The 16453-nt window shown below is 61.2% G+C and carries 15 protein-coding genes and 1 pseudogene; 4 read left to right on the plus strand and 12 right to left on the minus strand.

All coding sequences use genetic code 11. The features are described 5' to 3' along the window. Positions 1–48 precede the first annotated feature (48 nt). The 8 genes and pseudogenes from BPNPMPFG_RS02865 to BPNPMPFG_RS02900 form a co-directional block, all read right to left on the minus strand. Positions 49–879: a hypothetical protein gene (locus tag BPNPMPFG_RS02865; RefSeq protein ID WP_258593160.1), complete on the minus strand. Its 831-nt coding sequence runs from the start codon at positions 877–879 to the stop codon at positions 49–51. A 1087-nt stretch (positions 880–1966) separates the two neighbouring features. Further along, a pseudogene (locus BPNPMPFG_RS02870) lies at positions 1967–2825 on the minus strand (IS1595 family transposase); the annotation flags it as partial. Positions 2826–3069: 244 nt separating this feature from the next. After that, positions 3070–6861: a vitamin B12-dependent ribonucleotide reductase gene (locus tag BPNPMPFG_RS02875; protein WP_258593161.1), complete on the minus strand. Its 3792-nt coding sequence runs from the start codon at positions 6859–6861 to the stop codon at positions 3070–3072. A gap of 637 nt (positions 6862–7498) precedes the next feature. After that, a complete protein-coding gene (locus BPNPMPFG_RS02880) occupies positions 7499–7810 on the minus strand; it encodes a PilZ domain-containing protein (RefSeq protein ID WP_258593162.1) in 312 nt (103 codons plus the stop codon). A gap of 131 nt (positions 7811–7941) precedes the next feature. After that, on the minus strand, positions 7942–8430 hold the full coding sequence (locus BPNPMPFG_RS02885) for an NUDIX hydrolase (RefSeq protein WP_258593163.1): 489 nt from the start codon (positions 8428–8430) through the stop codon (positions 7942–7944). Between the two features lie 209 nt (positions 8431–8639). Next, positions 8640–9140 carry a xanthine phosphoribosyltransferase gene (gpt, locus tag BPNPMPFG_RS02890; protein WP_258593164.1) on the minus strand — a complete coding sequence of 167 codons (501 nt, stop codon included), beginning with the start codon at positions 9138–9140 and terminating at the stop codon, positions 8640–8642. 113 nt (positions 9141–9253) lie between these two features. Next, complete coding sequence (locus BPNPMPFG_RS02895; RefSeq protein WP_258593165.1) at positions 9254–10087, minus strand: universal stress protein; 834 nt, start codon at positions 10085–10087, stop codon at positions 9254–9256. 81 nt (positions 10088–10168) lie between these two features. Beyond that, positions 10169–10912, minus strand: a complete 744-nt coding sequence (locus tag BPNPMPFG_RS02900; RefSeq protein WP_258593166.1) for a competence/damage-inducible protein A — start codon at positions 10910–10912, stop codon at positions 10169–10171. A gap of 229 nt (positions 10913–11141) precedes the next feature. On the opposite strand from BPNPMPFG_RS02900, the gene wrbA reads away from it, so the two are divergent. From wrbA to BPNPMPFG_RS02915, 3 genes are all read left to right on the plus strand, one after another. Next, on the plus strand, positions 11142–11741 hold the full coding sequence (wrbA, locus tag BPNPMPFG_RS02905) for an NAD(P)H:quinone oxidoreductase type IV (protein ID WP_258593167.1): 600 nt from the start codon (positions 11142–11144) through the stop codon (positions 11739–11741). Between the two features lie 208 nt (positions 11742–11949). Beyond that, positions 11950–12963, plus strand: coding sequence for an alpha/beta fold hydrolase (locus tag BPNPMPFG_RS02910; protein WP_258593168.1), 1014 nt, complete (start codon positions 11950–11952; stop codon positions 12961–12963). Between the two features lie 53 nt (positions 12964–13016). Beyond that, positions 13017–13298, plus strand: coding sequence for a hypothetical protein (locus BPNPMPFG_RS02915; protein ID WP_258593169.1), 282 nt, complete (start codon positions 13017–13019; stop codon positions 13296–13298). Positions 13299–13449: 151 nt separating this feature from the next. Here BPNPMPFG_RS02915 and BPNPMPFG_RS02920 read toward each other — a convergent pair whose 3' ends face one another. From BPNPMPFG_RS02920 to BPNPMPFG_RS02935, 4 genes are all read right to left on the minus strand, one after another. Next, on the minus strand, positions 13450–13689 hold the full coding sequence (locus BPNPMPFG_RS02920; protein ID WP_258593170.1) for a DUF2188 domain-containing protein: 240 nt from the start codon (positions 13687–13689) through the stop codon (positions 13450–13452). Positions 13690–13718: 29 nt separating this feature from the next. Beyond that, complete coding sequence (locus tag BPNPMPFG_RS02925) at positions 13719–13997, minus strand: DUF982 domain-containing protein (RefSeq protein ID WP_258593171.1); 279 nt, start codon at positions 13995–13997, stop codon at positions 13719–13721. Positions 13998–14150: 153 nt separating this feature from the next. Then, positions 14151–14468 (minus strand): SH3 domain-containing protein, encoded by a 318-nt coding sequence (locus BPNPMPFG_RS02930; protein ID WP_258593172.1) that lies wholly within the window; start codon positions 14466–14468, stop codon positions 14151–14153. A 144-nt stretch (positions 14469–14612) separates the two neighbouring features. Next, the gene (locus tag BPNPMPFG_RS02935) at positions 14613–15716 is read right to left on the minus strand and encodes an NADH:flavin oxidoreductase/NADH oxidase (RefSeq protein ID WP_258593173.1); all 1104 of its coding nucleotides are present in this window, start codon (positions 15714–15716) and stop codon (positions 14613–14615) included. 156 nt (positions 15717–15872) lie between these two features. On the opposite strand from BPNPMPFG_RS02935, the gene BPNPMPFG_RS02940 reads away from it, so the two are divergent. Then, positions 15873–16451, plus strand: coding sequence for an NUDIX domain-containing protein (locus BPNPMPFG_RS02940; protein ID WP_258597048.1), 579 nt, complete (start codon positions 15873–15875; stop codon positions 16449–16451). Positions 16452–16453 lie beyond the last annotated feature (2 nt).

A 16453-nucleotide genomic window follows, 5' to 3' on the forward strand; every position in this document is an offset into this window, starting at 1 on the left:
GAATCGGAGGGTGCGCTAGTGCGGTCGCTAGCGCTAGTGGCTTCGATCCTAGGTGTAGCTATTGCCGGTGTCGTGCGCCTTGAACACACCAAGTTTGTAGCCCTGCTCCCCGATGCTTCGCATGCAGAACTTAGTGGCTCTACGTTTATTGAAGGCGTCTACGTAGTCAATTTCACCGTAAACGTAGATTGCCAGTTCGCATCGTTTGATCCCAGTCTTTTCCCATTCTTCCAACGATCGGCCAAAAGTCGGAATCGACATAGTGATGGCTGTCGGTCCGAGAACCGCCTCCGTAGGGAAGTCGGTGAGCGTGTATGGCTCCAAAGGACGTCGCAATGGATATTCTCTCAGGGCAACCAGAGTCCACTGCGTGAGTTTGGTCGCCGGAGTCGGACCCATGTTTTTAGCTTCGACAACTACACTGAACCCTCCGGGTGCGTCGAAGCCAGCCGGGGTAATGGCCCCCATATTGCAGACATAGGCCCGCAGTTGCGCCCTTGTGGTGCGAGTGCTGACAATGGCCGTCAAGAGGCTGACGATAAGAGCTATGACAGCAATGAACGTGCTGGCGGCTCCAATAATAATCTGCGCCAGTGCCGGTACTTCCTGCCGTTCAGCGATTGCAGCGCTGCGCTCGGCGGCGTCAGCGGCCCTTATCTGAGCGTCCAAATCCTTTGCATCGTGATTGTCGGCGTCTTTTGCGCGCTTTTCGGCGTTGGAGGCTTGTTCTGGGGTTTCAGCAATAGTGACTGGAAAACCCGCGCCGCTGCCATCTGCGCGGCTGGCATCGGGTTTTGTGGTCTTCTGTTCTTCTACGGCTGGGCTTTTACCGGCCACCCCTTGGGCTTCCTGCGCGCTTACGTGGGTGGCTAGCACCATGAACGCCAACAACACTAAGACTCGCATAACCGCCCCTCCCTCGGCTTTTCATATGATAGTGCGGTTACTGGTCACTCTCTCTGCGCCTGTCCATTTCAGCTCTGGATTCGGCAATGTCTCTGGTCCCGAACAGGATCGAGGAAACCTTCAACTCGCCAGAGCGCCTTCTTGCGTCAACGACAGAGCGCTTTGCCCCGGTGGAGTCGAGAAAGAAGTAAAATTCCTGCTTCTTGTCAAAAACATCCATCCATTCAATCTTGCATCCGATATCAAAAAAAGGTCGTGCGCGAGAAAATAGTCGTACCGTTCCGTATCTGGCGTGATTTCATTCCACAACCAAAGAACGAAAACCGAATCGGACTTAGACACGGGTATGACGCCACATTCCCCGACCTTGTTCGGGGCGTTTATGTAACGAGAATTTCCGGCCGAACTTTTCGGATCATACATTCGAAAACCGGCCGTGACCCTGCATCTTTGACTTGGGGATTGTCCGACATTCTTAATAAAAATGGTGCAACCGAAACTGAGCCCGTCCGCCAAAAAAGTCGCTTTCTCGACTGTCAGATAAGCTCTTACTTGCGCCTCACCTATGCGGCGAGTTTCTTTGACAGCAGATTCGGCAGCAGCCGTGGCTCGCCGGTTAACGTCAAGTGTGTTGCGAACCAGCCAGACAGCCCAAACGCTTATAGCGCAACTGCCGAGGGCGGCAGCGGCTGCGATCCATTGTGCGTACGTATCCGAAGGAGAAGTATAGGTTTCCCAGATACTGGGCCTTACAACTGGGTTGTCGTGCCCAGTATTGTCGTTCTTGGCACGGGAATATGGTTCTTGCTGATAGGTGGGATTACGAAACCCAGGAAAGGACCACACGAGAAAAATAGCTGATAGGCCAACCCCTAAGACTAATCCTTTGGCGAGCGCCGATCCACGTATGAGTACTCTTGTCCGGAATCGCCCCATTGCCCGCCACCAATTTCCCCTAGCAGCGTTTATCACCTACAATGGGAAGAGGGGCAACAAATGACCACCACACCCAACCACTGCTTCGATCGTCTTCTGCAAGCGATGGCCACTAAGCCACCGCTTACTTCCCAACAGGGCGCGGGAACGATTGCAGCAAGAGATCAATCATCAAGTGCGGCTCCCGACGAAGGTTCTGGCGGAACTCGAACTCCCAAAGGTAGGTCTGCAACCACTTCTTCGAAACCGAAACGTAAGTCCCGTTCATCGAACGCCTAATGTGCGACCAGAAAGCTTCGATGTTGTTGGTATGGACCTGCCCGTTAACGTACTCGCCAGCGCTATGGTTGACGGTGCCGTGCATATAGCCGTGTTCCATCAATTCGCCATATGAAAGCAGCTCGTCGGTCGCAACGCGCGAACCCTGCTTAACCCACCTCAATATGGCAGGCATGATATGGCGAGCCTTGCGGCTCGGAATGACCTAAGTAACCACATCGCCACCGCGTTCGATGGCACCAAAAAATGATGGCCTTGTTGTCTTCGCCGCGCTTATCGACGCCGCCAAAGTACATTTCGTCAGCCTCGACAATGCCGCCATCCTTGCCGCCCGGAACGTTGTCGCCATCGACGTAACCCATGTACTGGCGAATGAGATTGCACATGCGCCAAGCGGTCTTGTAGGTCACGCCAATCGTGCGCCGAACTTCCTTAGCGGACACGCCACTGCGGGAGGTCGTGAACATGAACATGACGGTAAACCAGTCGCGCAATGAGGTGCGCGTGGCTTCGAACGGCGTGCCAGCGGTCGGATAGACCTGCGCACCGCAGAAGTCGCACTCATAGCAGCGGCGAACCTTGACGCGGTGGAACTTAGCCACGCGATGGCACTTGGCGCAGGAATGACGTTCGCCGTACCGCGTCACCATAAGGTGTTCGAGGCAGGCGTCTTCGGTCGTGAAGCGCTCTTGAAACTGACGAAGAGTAGGAAGTTTCGTTACCCTTTACATGTTTCAAGGGGATACATCCCATTTTCCCGGGCACAAAAGGCCCGGGAAAATGTCGCTCGAATGAGGACTCAGCTTAAGTCGCCGGATGGCTCAAGGATGCTCAGGACATTCCTTAAGTTTCACCTCACGGGGTGAGCCAACTTCGTGTGTCGAACGAGCCATCCATCTTGACGTTGAGCCAGATACGGTGACGCCTCAGGCGAGGCGGCATCAGTTCTCAACTGCACCCGCTCGTCGCGCCGCACGTATCGCACTTCTCGCAAGTCCCGTTCCGCACCATCGTAAAATTCTGGCATTCGGAGCAGGAATTACCGGTGTAGCCTTGCAGCAGTGACCTGGCGCGGCGGTCGTTGGCGAGTTTCTTCGCCTCGGCCGCTTCGTTGGCGGCGGCATCGGTGAACAGCGCCGCCGTTGCGTCCGAGGCTACTGAAGCAGCACCCGCCGCCTCTTCGAAGGCGATGTCCTCGGCCGGTTCCTTGGCCCGCTCCTCATAGTCGCGCTTGTAGGCGACCGCTTCGTCGCTGGCCGGTTTCAGCGCCAGCACGTTGGAGCCGGAGAAGGCGGTCGGCACTGAGCGGGCAGGGGCGCCGGAGGGGGCCGCAAAGCCTTTCGGATCGTTGCCGCTCACCCGCGACACCAGCTTCACCGGCGAAGCGCCACGGGTCAGGCCCTTGGAGACCGCATCGGTCTTGCCTTCGCTGATGCCACGGCCAAGTGCGGTGTTGGAGAAATCCGACTGGTCGACATGAGCGAGGTCGTTGCGGCCGAGATAGGAAATCGCCAGTTCGCGGAACACGTAGTCGAGGATCGACGTGGCGCTCTTGATCGCGTCGTTGCCTTGCACCATGCCGGCCGGCTCGAATTTGGTGAAGGTGAAGGCGTGCACATATTCGTCGAGCGGCACGCCATATTGCAGGCCGAGCGAAATGGCGATGGCGAAGTTGTTGAGAAGGCCACGCAGCGTCGCGCCTTCCTTGTTCATGTCGATGAAGATCTCGCCGAGACGGCCATCGTCATATTCGCCGGTGCGCAGGAAGATGGTGTTGCCACCGATCTTGGCCTTCTGGGTGTAGCCCTTGCGGCGGCCGGGCAGCTTTTCCTGCTCGCGCGACACGCGCTCGATGATGCGCTCGACGATCCGCTCGGTGATCTGCGCCGCACGCGCCGCCGCAGGTGCCGCGATCAGCTGCTCGAGGGCTTCGTCCTCGTCGTCCTCGCCATCGGCGAGCAGCGACGAGTTGAGCGGCTGCGACAGCTTCGAACCGTCGCGATAGAGCGCATTGGCCTTCAGCGCCAGCTTCCACGACAGCATATAGGCGCCCTTGGCGTCTTCCACCGTCGCATCGTTGGGCATGTTGATGGTCTTGGAGATGGCGCCGGAGATGAAGGGCTGCGCTGCCGCCATCATCTGGATGTGGCTGTTGATCGACAGCGAGCGCTTGCCGATCTTGCCGCAAGGGCTGGCGCAGTCGAACACCGCAAGGTGCTCGGCCTTGAGGAACGGCGCGCCTTCCAGCGTCATCGCACCGCAGACATGGATGTTGGCGGCTTCGATGTCCTTCCTGGAGAAACCGATCGCCGGCAGGATCTCGAACGAGAAGTCGTTGAGCTGCTCGTCGGTGAAGCCAAACGTCTCCTTCACCCAGTCGGCGCCGAGCGTCCACTGGTTGAAGACGAACTTGATGTCGAAGGCCGACTTCAGCGCCGCATTGAGCGCGGCGATCTTGTCGTCGCTAAAACCCTTCGCCTTGAGCGAGCCGGGGTTGATCGCGGGCGCTTGGTTGAGATTGCCGTGGCCGACCGCATAGGCCTCCATCTCGCCGATCTGGGCTTCGGAGTAGCCGAGCGTGCGCAGTGCTTCCGGCACGGCGCGGTTGATGATCTTGAAATAGCCGCCGCCGGCGAGCTTCTTGAACTTCACCAGCGCGAAGTCGGGCTCGATGCCGGTGGTGTCGCAATCCATGACCAGGCCGATGGTGCCGGTCGGCGCGATGACGGTTGCCTGCGCATTGCGGTAGCCATGCTCCTCGCCGAGCTCGATGGCACGGTCCCAGGCGGCCTTGGCGTGCACCGCAAGGTCCTGCTGCTTCAGGTCGGAGGCGACCAGCGGCACCGGGTTGACGGCCAGCTTCTCATAGCCCTGCTTCTCGCCATAGGCGGCACGGCGATGGTTGCGCATGACGCGCAGCATGTTCTGCGCGTTGCGGTCGTAATCGGCGAAGGCGCCGAGTTCGGCGGCCATCTCGGCCGAGGTGGCATAGGCCATGCCGGTCATGATCGCGGTGAGCGCTGCGCAAATGGCGCGGCCCTCGTCGGAATCGTAGGGAATGCCCGACGTCATCAGCAGGCCGCCGATATTGGCGTAGCCGAGGCCGAGCGTGCGGTATTCATAGGACTGCTTGGCGATCTCCTTCGACGGGAACTGCGCCATCATGACCGAGATTTCGAGAACGATGGTCCACAGCCGCACCGTGTGCTCGTAGGCAGCGATATCGATGGTGCCGTCGGCGTTGCGGTAGGGCAAAAGGTTGATCGAGGCGAGGTTGCAGGCCGTGTCGTCGAGGAACATGTATTCCGAGCACGGGTTGGACGCCCGGATCGCACCGGCGGAGGCGCAGGTGTGCCAGTCGTTCATCGTCGTGTTGAAATGCAGGCCCGGATCGGCGGACGCCCAGGCGGCGTAGCCGATCTTTTCCCAGAGGTCGCGTGCCTTCAGCGTCTTCAGCACCTTGCCGTCCTTGCGGGCGGTCAAGTGCCAGTCGGCATCGTCCTCGACAGCGCGCAGGAAATTGTCCTTCAGCGACACAGAATTGTTGGAGTTCTGGCCCGAAACGGTGAGGTAGGCATCCGAATCCCAGTCGGTGTCGTAGGTCTTGAACGACATCGATGAGTAGCCCTGCTTGGCGAACTGGATAACGCGGTAGATGTAGTTCTCCGGCACGGCGGACTTCTTGGCCGCCTTGATCTCACGCTTCAGCGCGGTGTTGATCGACGGGTCGAAGCAGTCGTCGCCATTGCCTTCGCAGTTGACGCAGGCCTTCATGATCGCTTCGAGATGCTTCTTGACGATCTTCGAGCCGGTCACCAGCGAGGCGACCTTCTGCTCTTCATTGACCTTCCAGTCGATGAAGTCCTCGATATCGGGATGGTCGGCGTCGACAATGACCATTTTCGCGGCGCGGCGCGTCGTGCCGCCCGACTTGATCGCGCCCGCCGCGCGGTCGCCGATCTTGAGGAAGCTCATCAGGCCGGACGAGCGGCCGCCGCCGGACAGCTTTTCGCCTTCGCCGCGCAGCAGCGAGAAGTTGGAGCCGGTGCCGGAGCCGTATTTGAACAGGCGCGCTTCACGCACCCACAGGTCCATGATGCCGCCCTCGTTGACGAGGTCGTCCTGCACGCCCTGGATGAAGCAGGCATGCGGCTGCGGATGCTCGTAGGAGGATTTCGACTTGGTCAGCTTGCCGGTGAACGGGTCGACATAGAAATGGCCCTGGCTCGGGCCGTCAATGCCATAGGCCCAGTGTAGGCCGGTGTTGAACCATTGCGGCGAGTTCGGCGCCACGCGCTGCGTGGCGAGCATGTAGGCAAGCTCGTCGCGGAAGGCGCGCGCGTCTTCTTCCGACGCCTTGAAATAGCCGCCCTTCCAGCCCCAATAGGTCCAGGTGCCGGCCAGCCGGTCGAAGACCTGGCGGGCGTCGATCTCGGAACCGTAGCGCTCGGCTTCCGGCAGCTTGGCAAGCTCGGCCTCATCGGCAACGGAGCGCCACAGGAAGGAGGGGACATCGTTCTCCTCGATCTTCTTAAGCCGCGCGGGGACGCCGGCCTTGCGGAAATACTTCTGCGCCAGGATGTCGGCGGCAACCTGGGAGAACTGCGCCGGCACATCGATATTGTCCAAGCGGAACACCACCGAACCATCCGGATTCTTGATCTCCGAAAGCGCCTTGCGGAATTCGATCTCCGCATAAGCGGATTGTCCTGGCTTGGTGAAACGACGCTCGATGCGCATTGGTCCGGTCCCTTTTGTCTATATATAGCGCTTTTCCCAGGGGATTTCTGCCCCCAATGCGAAACGCGCATGTCCGCCGTCTGCCGGCGTTCGAAAACGGCCGGCTCTCCATTTCGCAGTTCCATCCGCCCTGCTGGTCAAAACTCCTTGCGAAGCACCTGTCCAACGCGCCGACGAACCCCGCGGGTCCCTCAAAACTGATTTTTTTCGATTCCCTCACTTGAGGGAAATTCACACTATCTAGCGCCGAACCTGCCTGCAAACACTAAATATAGTGTTAACAGACAATTTATTCCAGTCCGACAATTCTCCCTATCGTCCCCAACCGCCCCACAATCCCAACGCTTCCGCCGGCCTCGTAAACAGGCGGAAATGCGAGCAAAAACGCACATAATCCGGGAAAAGACCGGGCTCAGAACTTTCCGGTCGCACTCTCAACAGGAGCGCATGGCCTATAAAAGGCGACTCGTTTTGCGTCGTCAAGGATTCGTTTGCGTAGCTTTTGTGACCCCAACATCTTGTGTGTCACATATGTGGATAACGGGGATAGAATCGAGGTGCGGCGATCGCGATTTTGTCGCCGGCAGGAAGGGCGCCTGTGTGCTTTGCCTAAACACAACCACTGCGTCCCGAGGGATCAGCCGTAATGCAATTTCGGCTTTGGCTCGGTGCCGGTGAACTGCACCCCGACGCGGTCATTGCGGCGCCAGCGAACCTGGCACCGATAGGCAATGCCGTCGAGCGGCACATAGAGAAGGAAGTGATCGGGAACCCGTGCCTCGAGCGGTATCTTCAGTTCGGCGCCGCCTTCGTGCTGATTGCGCAGCGTGCAGCCGACCTCCGAGTTCTGAATCCCGGTGATGATCGATCCGCCCTTGAGCACGCGCGGACGACGCTCGCGCTGGGGCTCGCCGGAATCTTGCTGAAGTGGGTTTACAGGGTTCGCCATCGATAACACGCCGGATCGACCGATTCTTATCCGCGAATGATTAGCAAACCATTCACGGCGCCGCATCGAAAAGTGTGCCGATGCACTTGATAGTTGTGGCTGGGCCTCTTGCCGCCGAAGACAACGACCGATCAGGGGAAGCTGTGCGGGTCGGCGCAGAAATAGGCGATGATCTGGCAAAGGTCTGGTTCGTTGACCATGCGCATCGCTTCGCTGGAGCTGACCCATTTGCGCGTGCGCGCGTGTTTTTCCTTCCAACGATCGGCGATCTTGTCGACGTGCAGTGGAAACACCAGGACCTCGCACGGCACTTCTTCGCCGGAAGCGAGCACCTTGGCGTAGAAATAACGGCCGGCCTCAAGATGGGAGATGCTTCCGCGCAGTCCGGCTTCCTCGCCGGCCTCGCGCGCCGCGGCCTCGCAGAGCGGCTCCCTGGCTTCGGGCCAGCCCTTGGGCAACACCCAGCGGCCGGTATCGCGGCTGGTGATCAGCATGATCTCGACACCGTTGCCGCTGTCGCGCCAGGGCAGGGCGGCAACCTGCAGACGACAGGGCGCCGTGCCGAAGAGCCGTCGGACCCTTTCGGCCAGATGGTTGTGCGTCGTTGGCCTCGTCAACATCGGAGAAGCTAGCCCCAGCCTCCAGAATCGTTTGCCGTCTCACGAATCTTACGGCTAATCATAAGCAATAAAAGTAAAAACTTTGGCCCGTCTGGCCAATTTCCACCAATAAAGGACGATTTCACAAGAAATCGTACCCTGCGGGGCTATTCCCTGAGCAAATGGTACCAGGGGGCAGCTGCAAATTAGAATGAACGGCCTGTTGCGAATCAGCCGGCGTGGTCGTCGGCGATCGGCTTCTGATAGGTGAATCCCATGTCCCATGGGAAGTAGATCCAGGTGTCCTGGCTGACTTCGGTGACGAACGTATCGACCAGTGGCCGGCCCTTCGGCTTGGCGTAGACTGTAGCGAAATGCGCCTTCGGCATCATTGCGCGCACGATGCCCGCCGTCTTGCCGGTGTCGGTCAGGTCGTCGATGATCAGCACGCCGGCACCGTCATCGGCCAGCAGGGATGGCGTGACCTCCTTCAGCACCTGCAACTGCCCCTGGCTGGTATAATCGTGGTAGGAGGCGACGCAGACCGTCTCGATGATGCGGATGCCGAGTTCGCGCGAGATGATCGCCGCGGGAACCAGACCGCCGCGGGTGATGCAGACGATCGCTTTCCATTGTCCCTTGCTGGTGCCCGCAAGCCGCCAGGCGAGCGCGCGGGCGTCACGATGGAACTGGTCCCATGAGACCGGAAAGGCTTTTTCGGGAAGGGACATGTCGCGCACTCCGCGGCACGCGAGGACCGCGCGCAGGAAAACAGGGGAATGCGCGCGGAATTAACTGGAAAGCCCTGGCCTTGGCAAGGGCAGGGCCAGCGATCGCTGTGGACTTAGCGCGATAGAAAGGCTGCCACTGGCGCCGTGCGCAGCACAGAGCGCGTCACACCGCCGAACAGAAGCTGGCGCAGCCACGAGTGGCTGTAGGCACCGAGGACCAGCAGATCGGCGCCGGTCTCCGCGATCCTGGTCTGGATGATGTCGTCGATCGAGCTGCCGCCCGACCTTTGCACCGAGACGCTGACGGTCGCGCCGTGGCGCGACAGGGCGGACGCGATTTCGGCGCCGGCGGCCTCCGGGCTTTCGTCGAGCGAGTCGGGCGGGTCAATGACCAATATGTCGGTTTTCTCGGCTTCGATGATGAACGGCAGTGCGTCGAAGGCGGCGCGGGCCGCTTCCTTGCTGCCGTTCCAGGCGAGCAGCACATGCTTGAAGGTGGTGACCAGCGGACCCGCATGCGGCACCACCAGCACCGGCCGGCCGGCGTCATAGACCAGCGTGTCGACATCCGCGCTCGGGTCACCGCCTGTTTCGCGCTGCGCGGCGATGATCAGATCGGCGGCGCGGACACTGGAAATGCCGGTCAGCGCGCTATCGCCCGAAAAGCTCTCCAGGCTGCGCCATTCGAAGGACAGGCCTGAATTCTCGATATGCCTCAGGAAAATCGCCTGCAGCTTCTCGGCCCGCTCCCTGTTCATGTCGGCCGAAACCTGCAGGAACTCGGTGTCCGGAAATCCCGTCGCCGAAGTATAGGGCACCGGAAGCGTTTCGGCATGGATACCGATCAAATGGCTCTGGAACCGGCTGGCAAGCGGAACGGCGCAGTCCAGCACGCGCTCCGCGTCCTGCTCGTTCTGCAAAATGGCGACGATGGTCTTGAATCGCATGGGAATCCCTCATCTTTCAAGCGATCGAGAATCGCTCGGGGGAAACGTTGCAACGACGCGCTTGGTTCCGGTACGGGCGGGTCAACTCGCGGCGCTGGCAAAACCCGCGACCATCGCCTCGACGTCGGCGCGCGCGGCGTCCAGCGCTTCCTGGCTGCGGGCGCGCACGACCAGTTCGGTCCAGAACTTGCCGTCGCCATATTTCGGGTAGGAACCGATGATCGTGTCCGGATGCGCCTTCTGGATGTCGCCCAGCGGTCCGCCGATGAGGCCCTCGCCGAAGGGGCAGGGCACGGTTGCCGACAGCATCCTTGTGCCGGCCTTCAGCGTCGGCACGACATTGTCGAGCATGGCCTGGAAAATCGACGGCACGCCGGCCATGACATGGACGTTGCCGATGCGGAAGCCGGGCGCGACGGACACCGGATTGTCGATGTGGTCGGCGCCGCGCGGCATCCGCGACATGCGCTTGCGGGCCTCGGTATATTCGATGCCGCGCGCGGCATAGCTGGTTTCCAGCATGGCATAGGCCTTGGCATCGTATTCGCAAGGCACGCCGAAGGCTTTGGAAATCGAATCGGCGGTGATGTCGTCATGGGTCGGGCCGATGCCGCCGGTGGTGAACACATAAGTGTAGCGGGCGCGCACCGCATTGACCGCAGCGACGATCTCGTCTTCCTCGTCCGGGACGATGCGCACCTCCTTGAGGTCGATACCGATCGCCGTCATGATATCGGCGAGATGGCCGATGTTCTTGTCCTTGGTGCGGCCGGACAGAATCTCGTCGCCGATGACGAGCATGGCGGCGGTGACGATTTCAGGCATGGAAAGCTCCGGCAAACGGGTCGCCCAAACGGGTGGTCAAACGGGTGGCCAAACGGGTGGCCAAACGGGTGGCTTGAGATAGCGCGGCGGAAGGTTGGCGGCAATGCCACCCGAACGGTGAACAATCTGTGCCCACATACGGGATATCCAGTGAACGCGCAGGCCCCTAATAGCGTTGCTCGACGAGGCAGTGTCAGCCTCCGTTGAGCGATGCATCAAGGAGATGGAAATGGCGAAAGTACTTGTTCTCTACTATTCGAGCTGGGGCCATATGGAGCAGATGTCCAAGGCCGCGGCCGAAGGTGCCCGCGAGGCCGGCGCCGAGGTGACCCTCAAGCGCGTTGCCGAACTGGTGCCCGAGGCGGTCGCCAAGGCGGCTTATTACAAGCTCGACCAGGAAGCGGCTATCGCCGATCCGCTCGAACTCGCCAACTATGACGCGATCATCGTCGGTGCCTCGACGCGCTATGGCATGATGTGCGCACAGCTGAAGAATTTCTTCGACCAGACCGGACCGCTGTGGGTCAAGGGCGCGCTGGTCAACAAGATCGGCTCGGTGATGTCCTCGACCGCGACCCAGCATGGCGGCGCCGAACTCACCTTGATCACCACGCAGGCGTTGCTACAGCATCACGGCATGATCATCGTCCCGCTGTCCTATGCCTACCAGGCACAGATGGGCAACGACGTGGTGCGTGGCGGTGCGCCCTACGGCATGACCACGACCAGCGATGGCGACGGGTCGCGCCAGCCTTCGGCGCAGGAACTCGAGGGCGCGAAATTCCAGGGCAAGCGCGTCGCCGAAATCGCCGCCAAGCTGCACGGCTGATTTCGCGCCATCGGTGCCGCGTCTCGACAGGCCCGTGTTATCTGGGTCAGAAATAGACTATCGACGGGCGGTCCTAGGGCCGCCCGTTTTCGATGCCAATGCATGTCGCCCAAAAGTGGCCCGGGTTTTGGGAGAACGACATGCATGCTTTGGGTTGCAGCGGCACCGGATGCGGCTAAGCTCAAGCTGGTTCTGGTTTGGGTGAACAATGCTCCTGTCAATTCTGTCGTGGCTGCTGGCCGCGCTGTTGTTGCTGACGGTCCTGGGGATCGCCAGTCTGGTGCTGGCGACGCTGTGGATCGCGGCGAAGGCCGAAAGGCTGGTGCCGCCGGTCGGAAAATTCATCGAAATCGACGGCAACCGCATCCACTATGTCGACCAGGGCGAGGGGCGGCCGATCGTCTTCCTGCACGGGCTCGGCGCCCAACTCCACCATTTCCGGCACACACTGTTCGGACGGTTCGGTCCGGGCTACCGGTTGATCGCGCTCGATCGGCCGGGAGCGGGCTATTCGGTGCGGGCGAGCGGCACGACGGGCCGGCTGACCGAACAGGCCGAGATCGTGCGCCGCTTCATTGAAGCGCTCAGGCTGGAAAAGCCGCTGGTGGTCGGTCATTCCCTGGGCGGCGCCATCGCGCTGACCCTGGCGGTGGAACACCCCGAGGCGATTTCCGGCATCGCGCTCCTGGCGCCATTGACCCACATGGAAGCCGGCATGCGCGAAAAATTCGGTTCGCTCTATATTCCCTCACGCCTGTGGCGCCGGATCATGAGCTACACCGTGGCGATACCGACCAGCCTCCGATATGCGCGGCCGACCATGGAGTTCATCTTCGCGCCGCAGGGCCTGCCCAGTGATTACATGGTCGCGGGAGGCGGGTGGCTCGGGCTCAGGCCAGGCCATTTCTATGCCATGTCCTCCGATGTCGTGGCCATCGAGCGCGATCTTGGCCGCATCGAGGGGCGCTATGGCGAGATCGCCATGCCGGCCGGCATTCTCTTGGGCGATGCCGATCGCGTGACCGGCTTTCACACCCAGGGCGCGCCGATGAGGTCAAGGATCGAGGGGCTCGATTTCGAGGCGGTCGAGGGAATGGGGCACATGCCGCAATTCGTCGCGCCGGAGCAGATCGTGGCCTTCATCGAGCGCGTCGCTAACCGCGCCTTCGCTGGCCGGACATCACCGCGGCCTCACGACAATTTCACTGAACCATTCGGCTGATCGCTGGTTTCACCCGTGTCGCACCCAAGGCGGCAAAGACACGGAGTAATTCAATGTACACGAAACTTCTCGCAGCATCCGTTCTGACGATCGGTCTTGCCACGTCGGCAATGGCGCAGTCGTCGGACAGCATCTATTCCAACCACCACAATTGGCTCTTTGGCAACGAGGATTCCTCGGCTGTCGACAGCACCACCACCGGAAGCATCAATGGCGATGGCTCGGGATTGAACATCCTGGGCAATCCCGGCGCGGTCGGGCCTTGTGCCTCCAACACCGCCGGTCCCGACGCGAATGCCCAAGGGAACGTGAACGATCAGTACTGCGGCAAATAGTCAGAGCATGATCCCGAAAAGCGGATCCCGGTTTTCGGAAAAGATCATGATCAAAAGATAAAGCCCGCAAGCTCCCAGCCGGCCGCGAGACCTCTCCTCTCCGAACGTCCGTGGTCGGCGTGGCTGCCCAATATTAACCCAGGATAAAAGGTCAGTCGGAGACCTCGGTCTGCGGCCGGTCCCGGCCGTCGGCCAGTTCCTCGTGCCATTTGCCTTCGGCGTCCTCGTACTGGATGCCGTCGGTGGCCCCGGCGACCTGCTGCTCGCTCGAAGCGATTTCGGCGGCGCGCAACGCATCCTGATGCGTGGGAAACGTCTCCGAGAAGGTCGCTCCGACCCTGTAGGCCCAGCCGCCATCATGCTCGACGATCTTGTAAGTCAGCTTCGCCATCAAAACCTCCAGTTGAAAGGTCGGTCTGCTCAATGCAGCCGGTCGTCGGGCAGTTTGTCGTCGGGCACCAGCACTTCCGATTCCTTGGCGGCTTCAATCAGCGCCCGGCGCGCATCCGCTGTCGAACGATAACCTTCCAGCACTTTGAGGCAAGTGTCGAGGGCTTCACGATGACGCTGGCCGCGATTGAGCGGCCAGACCGTCATCAGGCACTCCGCCGCCTCCTGGGCGCTGCGGATATGGCGATATTTGCCGACATGGCCAAGTTCGACGACGACCGGCACTTCAAAAGGTTTGTTGTCCATCATGGCCGCAACGCAAAGCAGCCAATTTGGTTGCAACCATGGCCTTCAGCCTGCGCCCAAAAGTCGCGTCGCGTTTGCGACGCGCTTTAGGTCTTTGTTTGATGCATGTCGTTATCCCAAAACCGGATCCACTTTTGGGTGACATGCACGGGCGTCTCAGTAGCCGCAATCGTTGCGCAGCCAGCGTGCGTTTGCCCAGCCGGTCGCGCCGCCGATTTCGATCTGATACCAGTTGCCGCGCCGGTCGAAGATCTCGGTGTGATCGCCGTTGAACAACTGGCCGATCATCCGCGACGACGAGTTCGGCCGTGTCCGCACGGCGAGAAAGCCGCTGCCGGTCGCCAGATTGTAGCGGCCGGACAGGCCGTGCACGGTGCCCTCGCAATATTGCGCGCCGGCCGGCGTCGACGCGCCAATCCAAAGTCCGGCCACGGTTGTCAGTGCTGCAACCGGCAAGAATGCCCTGAACGACATGATTTCCTCCCAAGCCCGGCCGCGCCCGCCGCAGCCTTACCCAGGGTAACAGTTTGCGGACGGAATTGAAGCCAAGCTGTGGCAAACCGTCGAGAGCGGCGGGCAGGACCAGGCTGGTATGCTGGTATCAGGAGAACGGGCCGATCAGCCCGCCGCCTTCATCCAGTGCTGCATCGTCGTCACCGAACGGGCAAGCTGTGGCGCCGGGTGGATCGTCTCGCTGAAGGTGGCCGCCGCGCGCCATCCCCAGCGCGGATCGGCCAGGAAGGCGCGCGCCAGCGCCACCATGTCGGCGCGGCCCTCGGCGACGACCGCTTCGGCCTGCTTCGGGTCGTCGATCAGGCCGACCGCACGGGTCGGAATGCCGGCGCCCTTGCGCACGGCTTCCGCCAGGTGCACCTGGTAACCGGGGCCGGTGGGCAATTTCTGCAACGGCGAATTGCCGCCGCTCGAGCAGCAGAGATAGGCGACGCCAACAGCCTTCAACGCCTTTGCCACCTCGATCGCGTCTTCAACGTCGAAGCCGCCATCGACCCAATCCTTCACCGACAGCCGCGCGCCAAGCATCAGTTTTGGCGTCGCTTTCCGCACCGCCTTGGCGATCTCGACGACAAGACGCATGCGGTTCTCCAGCGAGCCGCCCCAGCGGTCTGTGCGCTGGTTGGACAATGGCGACAGGAACTGGAAGATCAGATAGCCGTGCGCGGCGTGCAGTTCGAGGAAGTCGAAGCCGGCGCGTTCGGCACGCCGTGCCGCCTCGGTGAAGCGTTCGATGAGCTGCAGGATTTCTTCGTCCTCCAGCGCGTGCGGCACGTTCCAGCCGGTGTCGTAGGCGATCGCCGAGGCCGAGACGGTCTGCCAGGCATCCTCGTTTGGCTGCAGCGGCCCGCCGCCCTCCCACGGCTTGCGATTGGAGGCCTTGCGGCCGGCATGGGCAAGCTGCGAGCCGAACTTCGTGCCGGGCGCGGCGACGCGTCTGGCCGCATCCAGCGCGCGGCGGGCGGCCGCCTCATTGTCTTCGGAATAAAGGCCAAGGCAGCCATGGGTGATACGCCCGCGCCGCTCGACGTCGGTCATCTCGACCGTGACCATGCCGGCGCCGGACATGGCAAGGTTCATCCAGTGGTAGAGGTGCCAGTCGCTGGCCGAGCCGTCTTCGGCGGAATACTGGCACATCGGCGCCACCGCGATGCGATTGGGGAAGGTGAGGCCGTCGAGCGTGATCGGCTGGAAAAGCGATGCGGTCATGAAATGGGGCTCCGGGAGGGTAAGCCGCTATCTAGGCAATCGATCGAAGGCGCGCCAGACACGAGACGGTGAAACGCCTTCTTGGACCGATTGCCTGCATTGCGCAAATGCCGGTTCGCGGCTACGGCTCGCCGGCCAGAAAGCACGGAGACCATGATGGAAGATCGCATTCGCATCCGTTCGGAGGAAATCCTCTCCGACGACTGGGCCGTCCTGAAGAAGACCGTCCTCGACTACCGCCGGCGTGACGGACAGTGGGAGACGCAGATTCGCCAAACCTATGATCGCGGCGACGGCGCGGTGATCCTGCCTTACGATCCCCGTCGCTCGACCGTGCTGCTGGTGCGCCAGTTCCGCTATCCCGCCTACGTCACCGGCCACCGCGAGCCGCTGATCGAGGCCTGCGCCGGTCTGCTGGACGAAAACGATCCGGAGACCGCCATTCGCAAGGAAGCCGAGGAAGAACTGGGCTACCGCCTGCAGAACATCGAGCGGCTGTTTTCGCCCTATATGAGCCCGGGCAGCGTCACCGAGCGGCTCTGGTTCTTCGTCGCCCGCTATTCACCCGCCGACCGCATCTCCGCCGGCGGCGGCGCGCCGGAAGAAGGCGAGGACATCGAAGTGCTGGAAATGCCGCTCGACGAGGCGCTGGCCGGCATTGCCGACGGCCGCATCATAGATGCCAAGACAATTATTTTGATCCAGCATTTGAAGCTGAATCCGATCGCTGCTTGACC

Origin of the sequence: Mesorhizobium sp. AR07 (genome assembly GCF_024746815.1) — a bacterium.
In the GTDB taxonomy this organism is placed as follows: Bacteria; Pseudomonadota; Alphaproteobacteria; order Rhizobiales; family Rhizobiaceae; genus Mesorhizobium.

Coding starts and splice junctions, on each gene's coding strand:
- BPNPMPFG_RS02865 (WP_258593160.1), bottom strand. CDS start 879: ATGGTGCTAGCCACCCACGTAAGCGCGCAGGAAGCCCAAGGGGTGGCC.
- BPNPMPFG_RS02875 (WP_258593161.1), bottom strand. CDS start 6,861: ATGCGCATCGAGCGTCGTTTCACCAAGCCAGGACAATCCGCTTATGCG.
- BPNPMPFG_RS02880 (WP_258593162.1), bottom strand. CDS start 7,810: ATGGCGAACCCTGTAAACCCACTTCAGCAAGATTCCGGCGAGCCCCAG.
- BPNPMPFG_RS02885 (WP_258593163.1), bottom strand. CDS start 8,430: ATGTTGACGAGGCCAACGACGCACAACCATCTGGCCGAAAGGGTCCGA.
- gpt (WP_258593164.1), bottom strand. CDS start 9,140: ATGTCCCTTCCCGAAAAAGCCTTTCCGGTCTCATGGGACCAGTTCCAT.
- BPNPMPFG_RS02895 (WP_258593165.1), bottom strand. CDS start 10,087: ATGCGATTCAAGACCATCGTCGCCATTTTGCAGAACGAGCAGGACGCG.
- BPNPMPFG_RS02900 (WP_258593166.1), bottom strand. CDS start 10,912: ATGCCTGAAATCGTCACCGCCGCCATGCTCGTCATCGGCGACGAGATT.
- wrbA (WP_258593167.1), top strand. CDS start 11,142: ATGGCGAAAGTACTTGTTCTCTACTATTCGAGCTGGGGCCATATGGAG.
- BPNPMPFG_RS02910 (WP_258593168.1), top strand. CDS start 11,950: ATGCTCCTGTCAATTCTGTCGTGGCTGCTGGCCGCGCTGTTGTTGCTG.
- BPNPMPFG_RS02915 (WP_258593169.1), top strand. CDS start 13,017: ATGTACACGAAACTTCTCGCAGCATCCGTTCTGACGATCGGTCTTGCC.
- BPNPMPFG_RS02920 (WP_258593170.1), bottom strand. CDS start 13,689: ATGGCGAAGCTGACTTACAAGATCGTCGAGCATGATGGCGGCTGGGCC.
- BPNPMPFG_RS02925 (WP_258593171.1), bottom strand. CDS start 13,997: ATGATGGACAACAAACCTTTTGAAGTGCCGGTCGTCGTCGAACTTGGC.
- BPNPMPFG_RS02930 (WP_258593172.1), bottom strand. CDS start 14,468: ATGTCGTTCAGGGCATTCTTGCCGGTTGCAGCACTGACAACCGTGGCC.
- BPNPMPFG_RS02935 (WP_258593173.1), bottom strand. CDS start 15,716: ATGACCGCATCGCTTTTCCAGCCGATCACGCTCGACGGCCTCACCTTC.
- BPNPMPFG_RS02940 (WP_258597048.1), top strand. CDS start 15,873: ATGGAAGATCGCATTCGCATCCGTTCGGAGGAAATCCTCTCCGACGAC.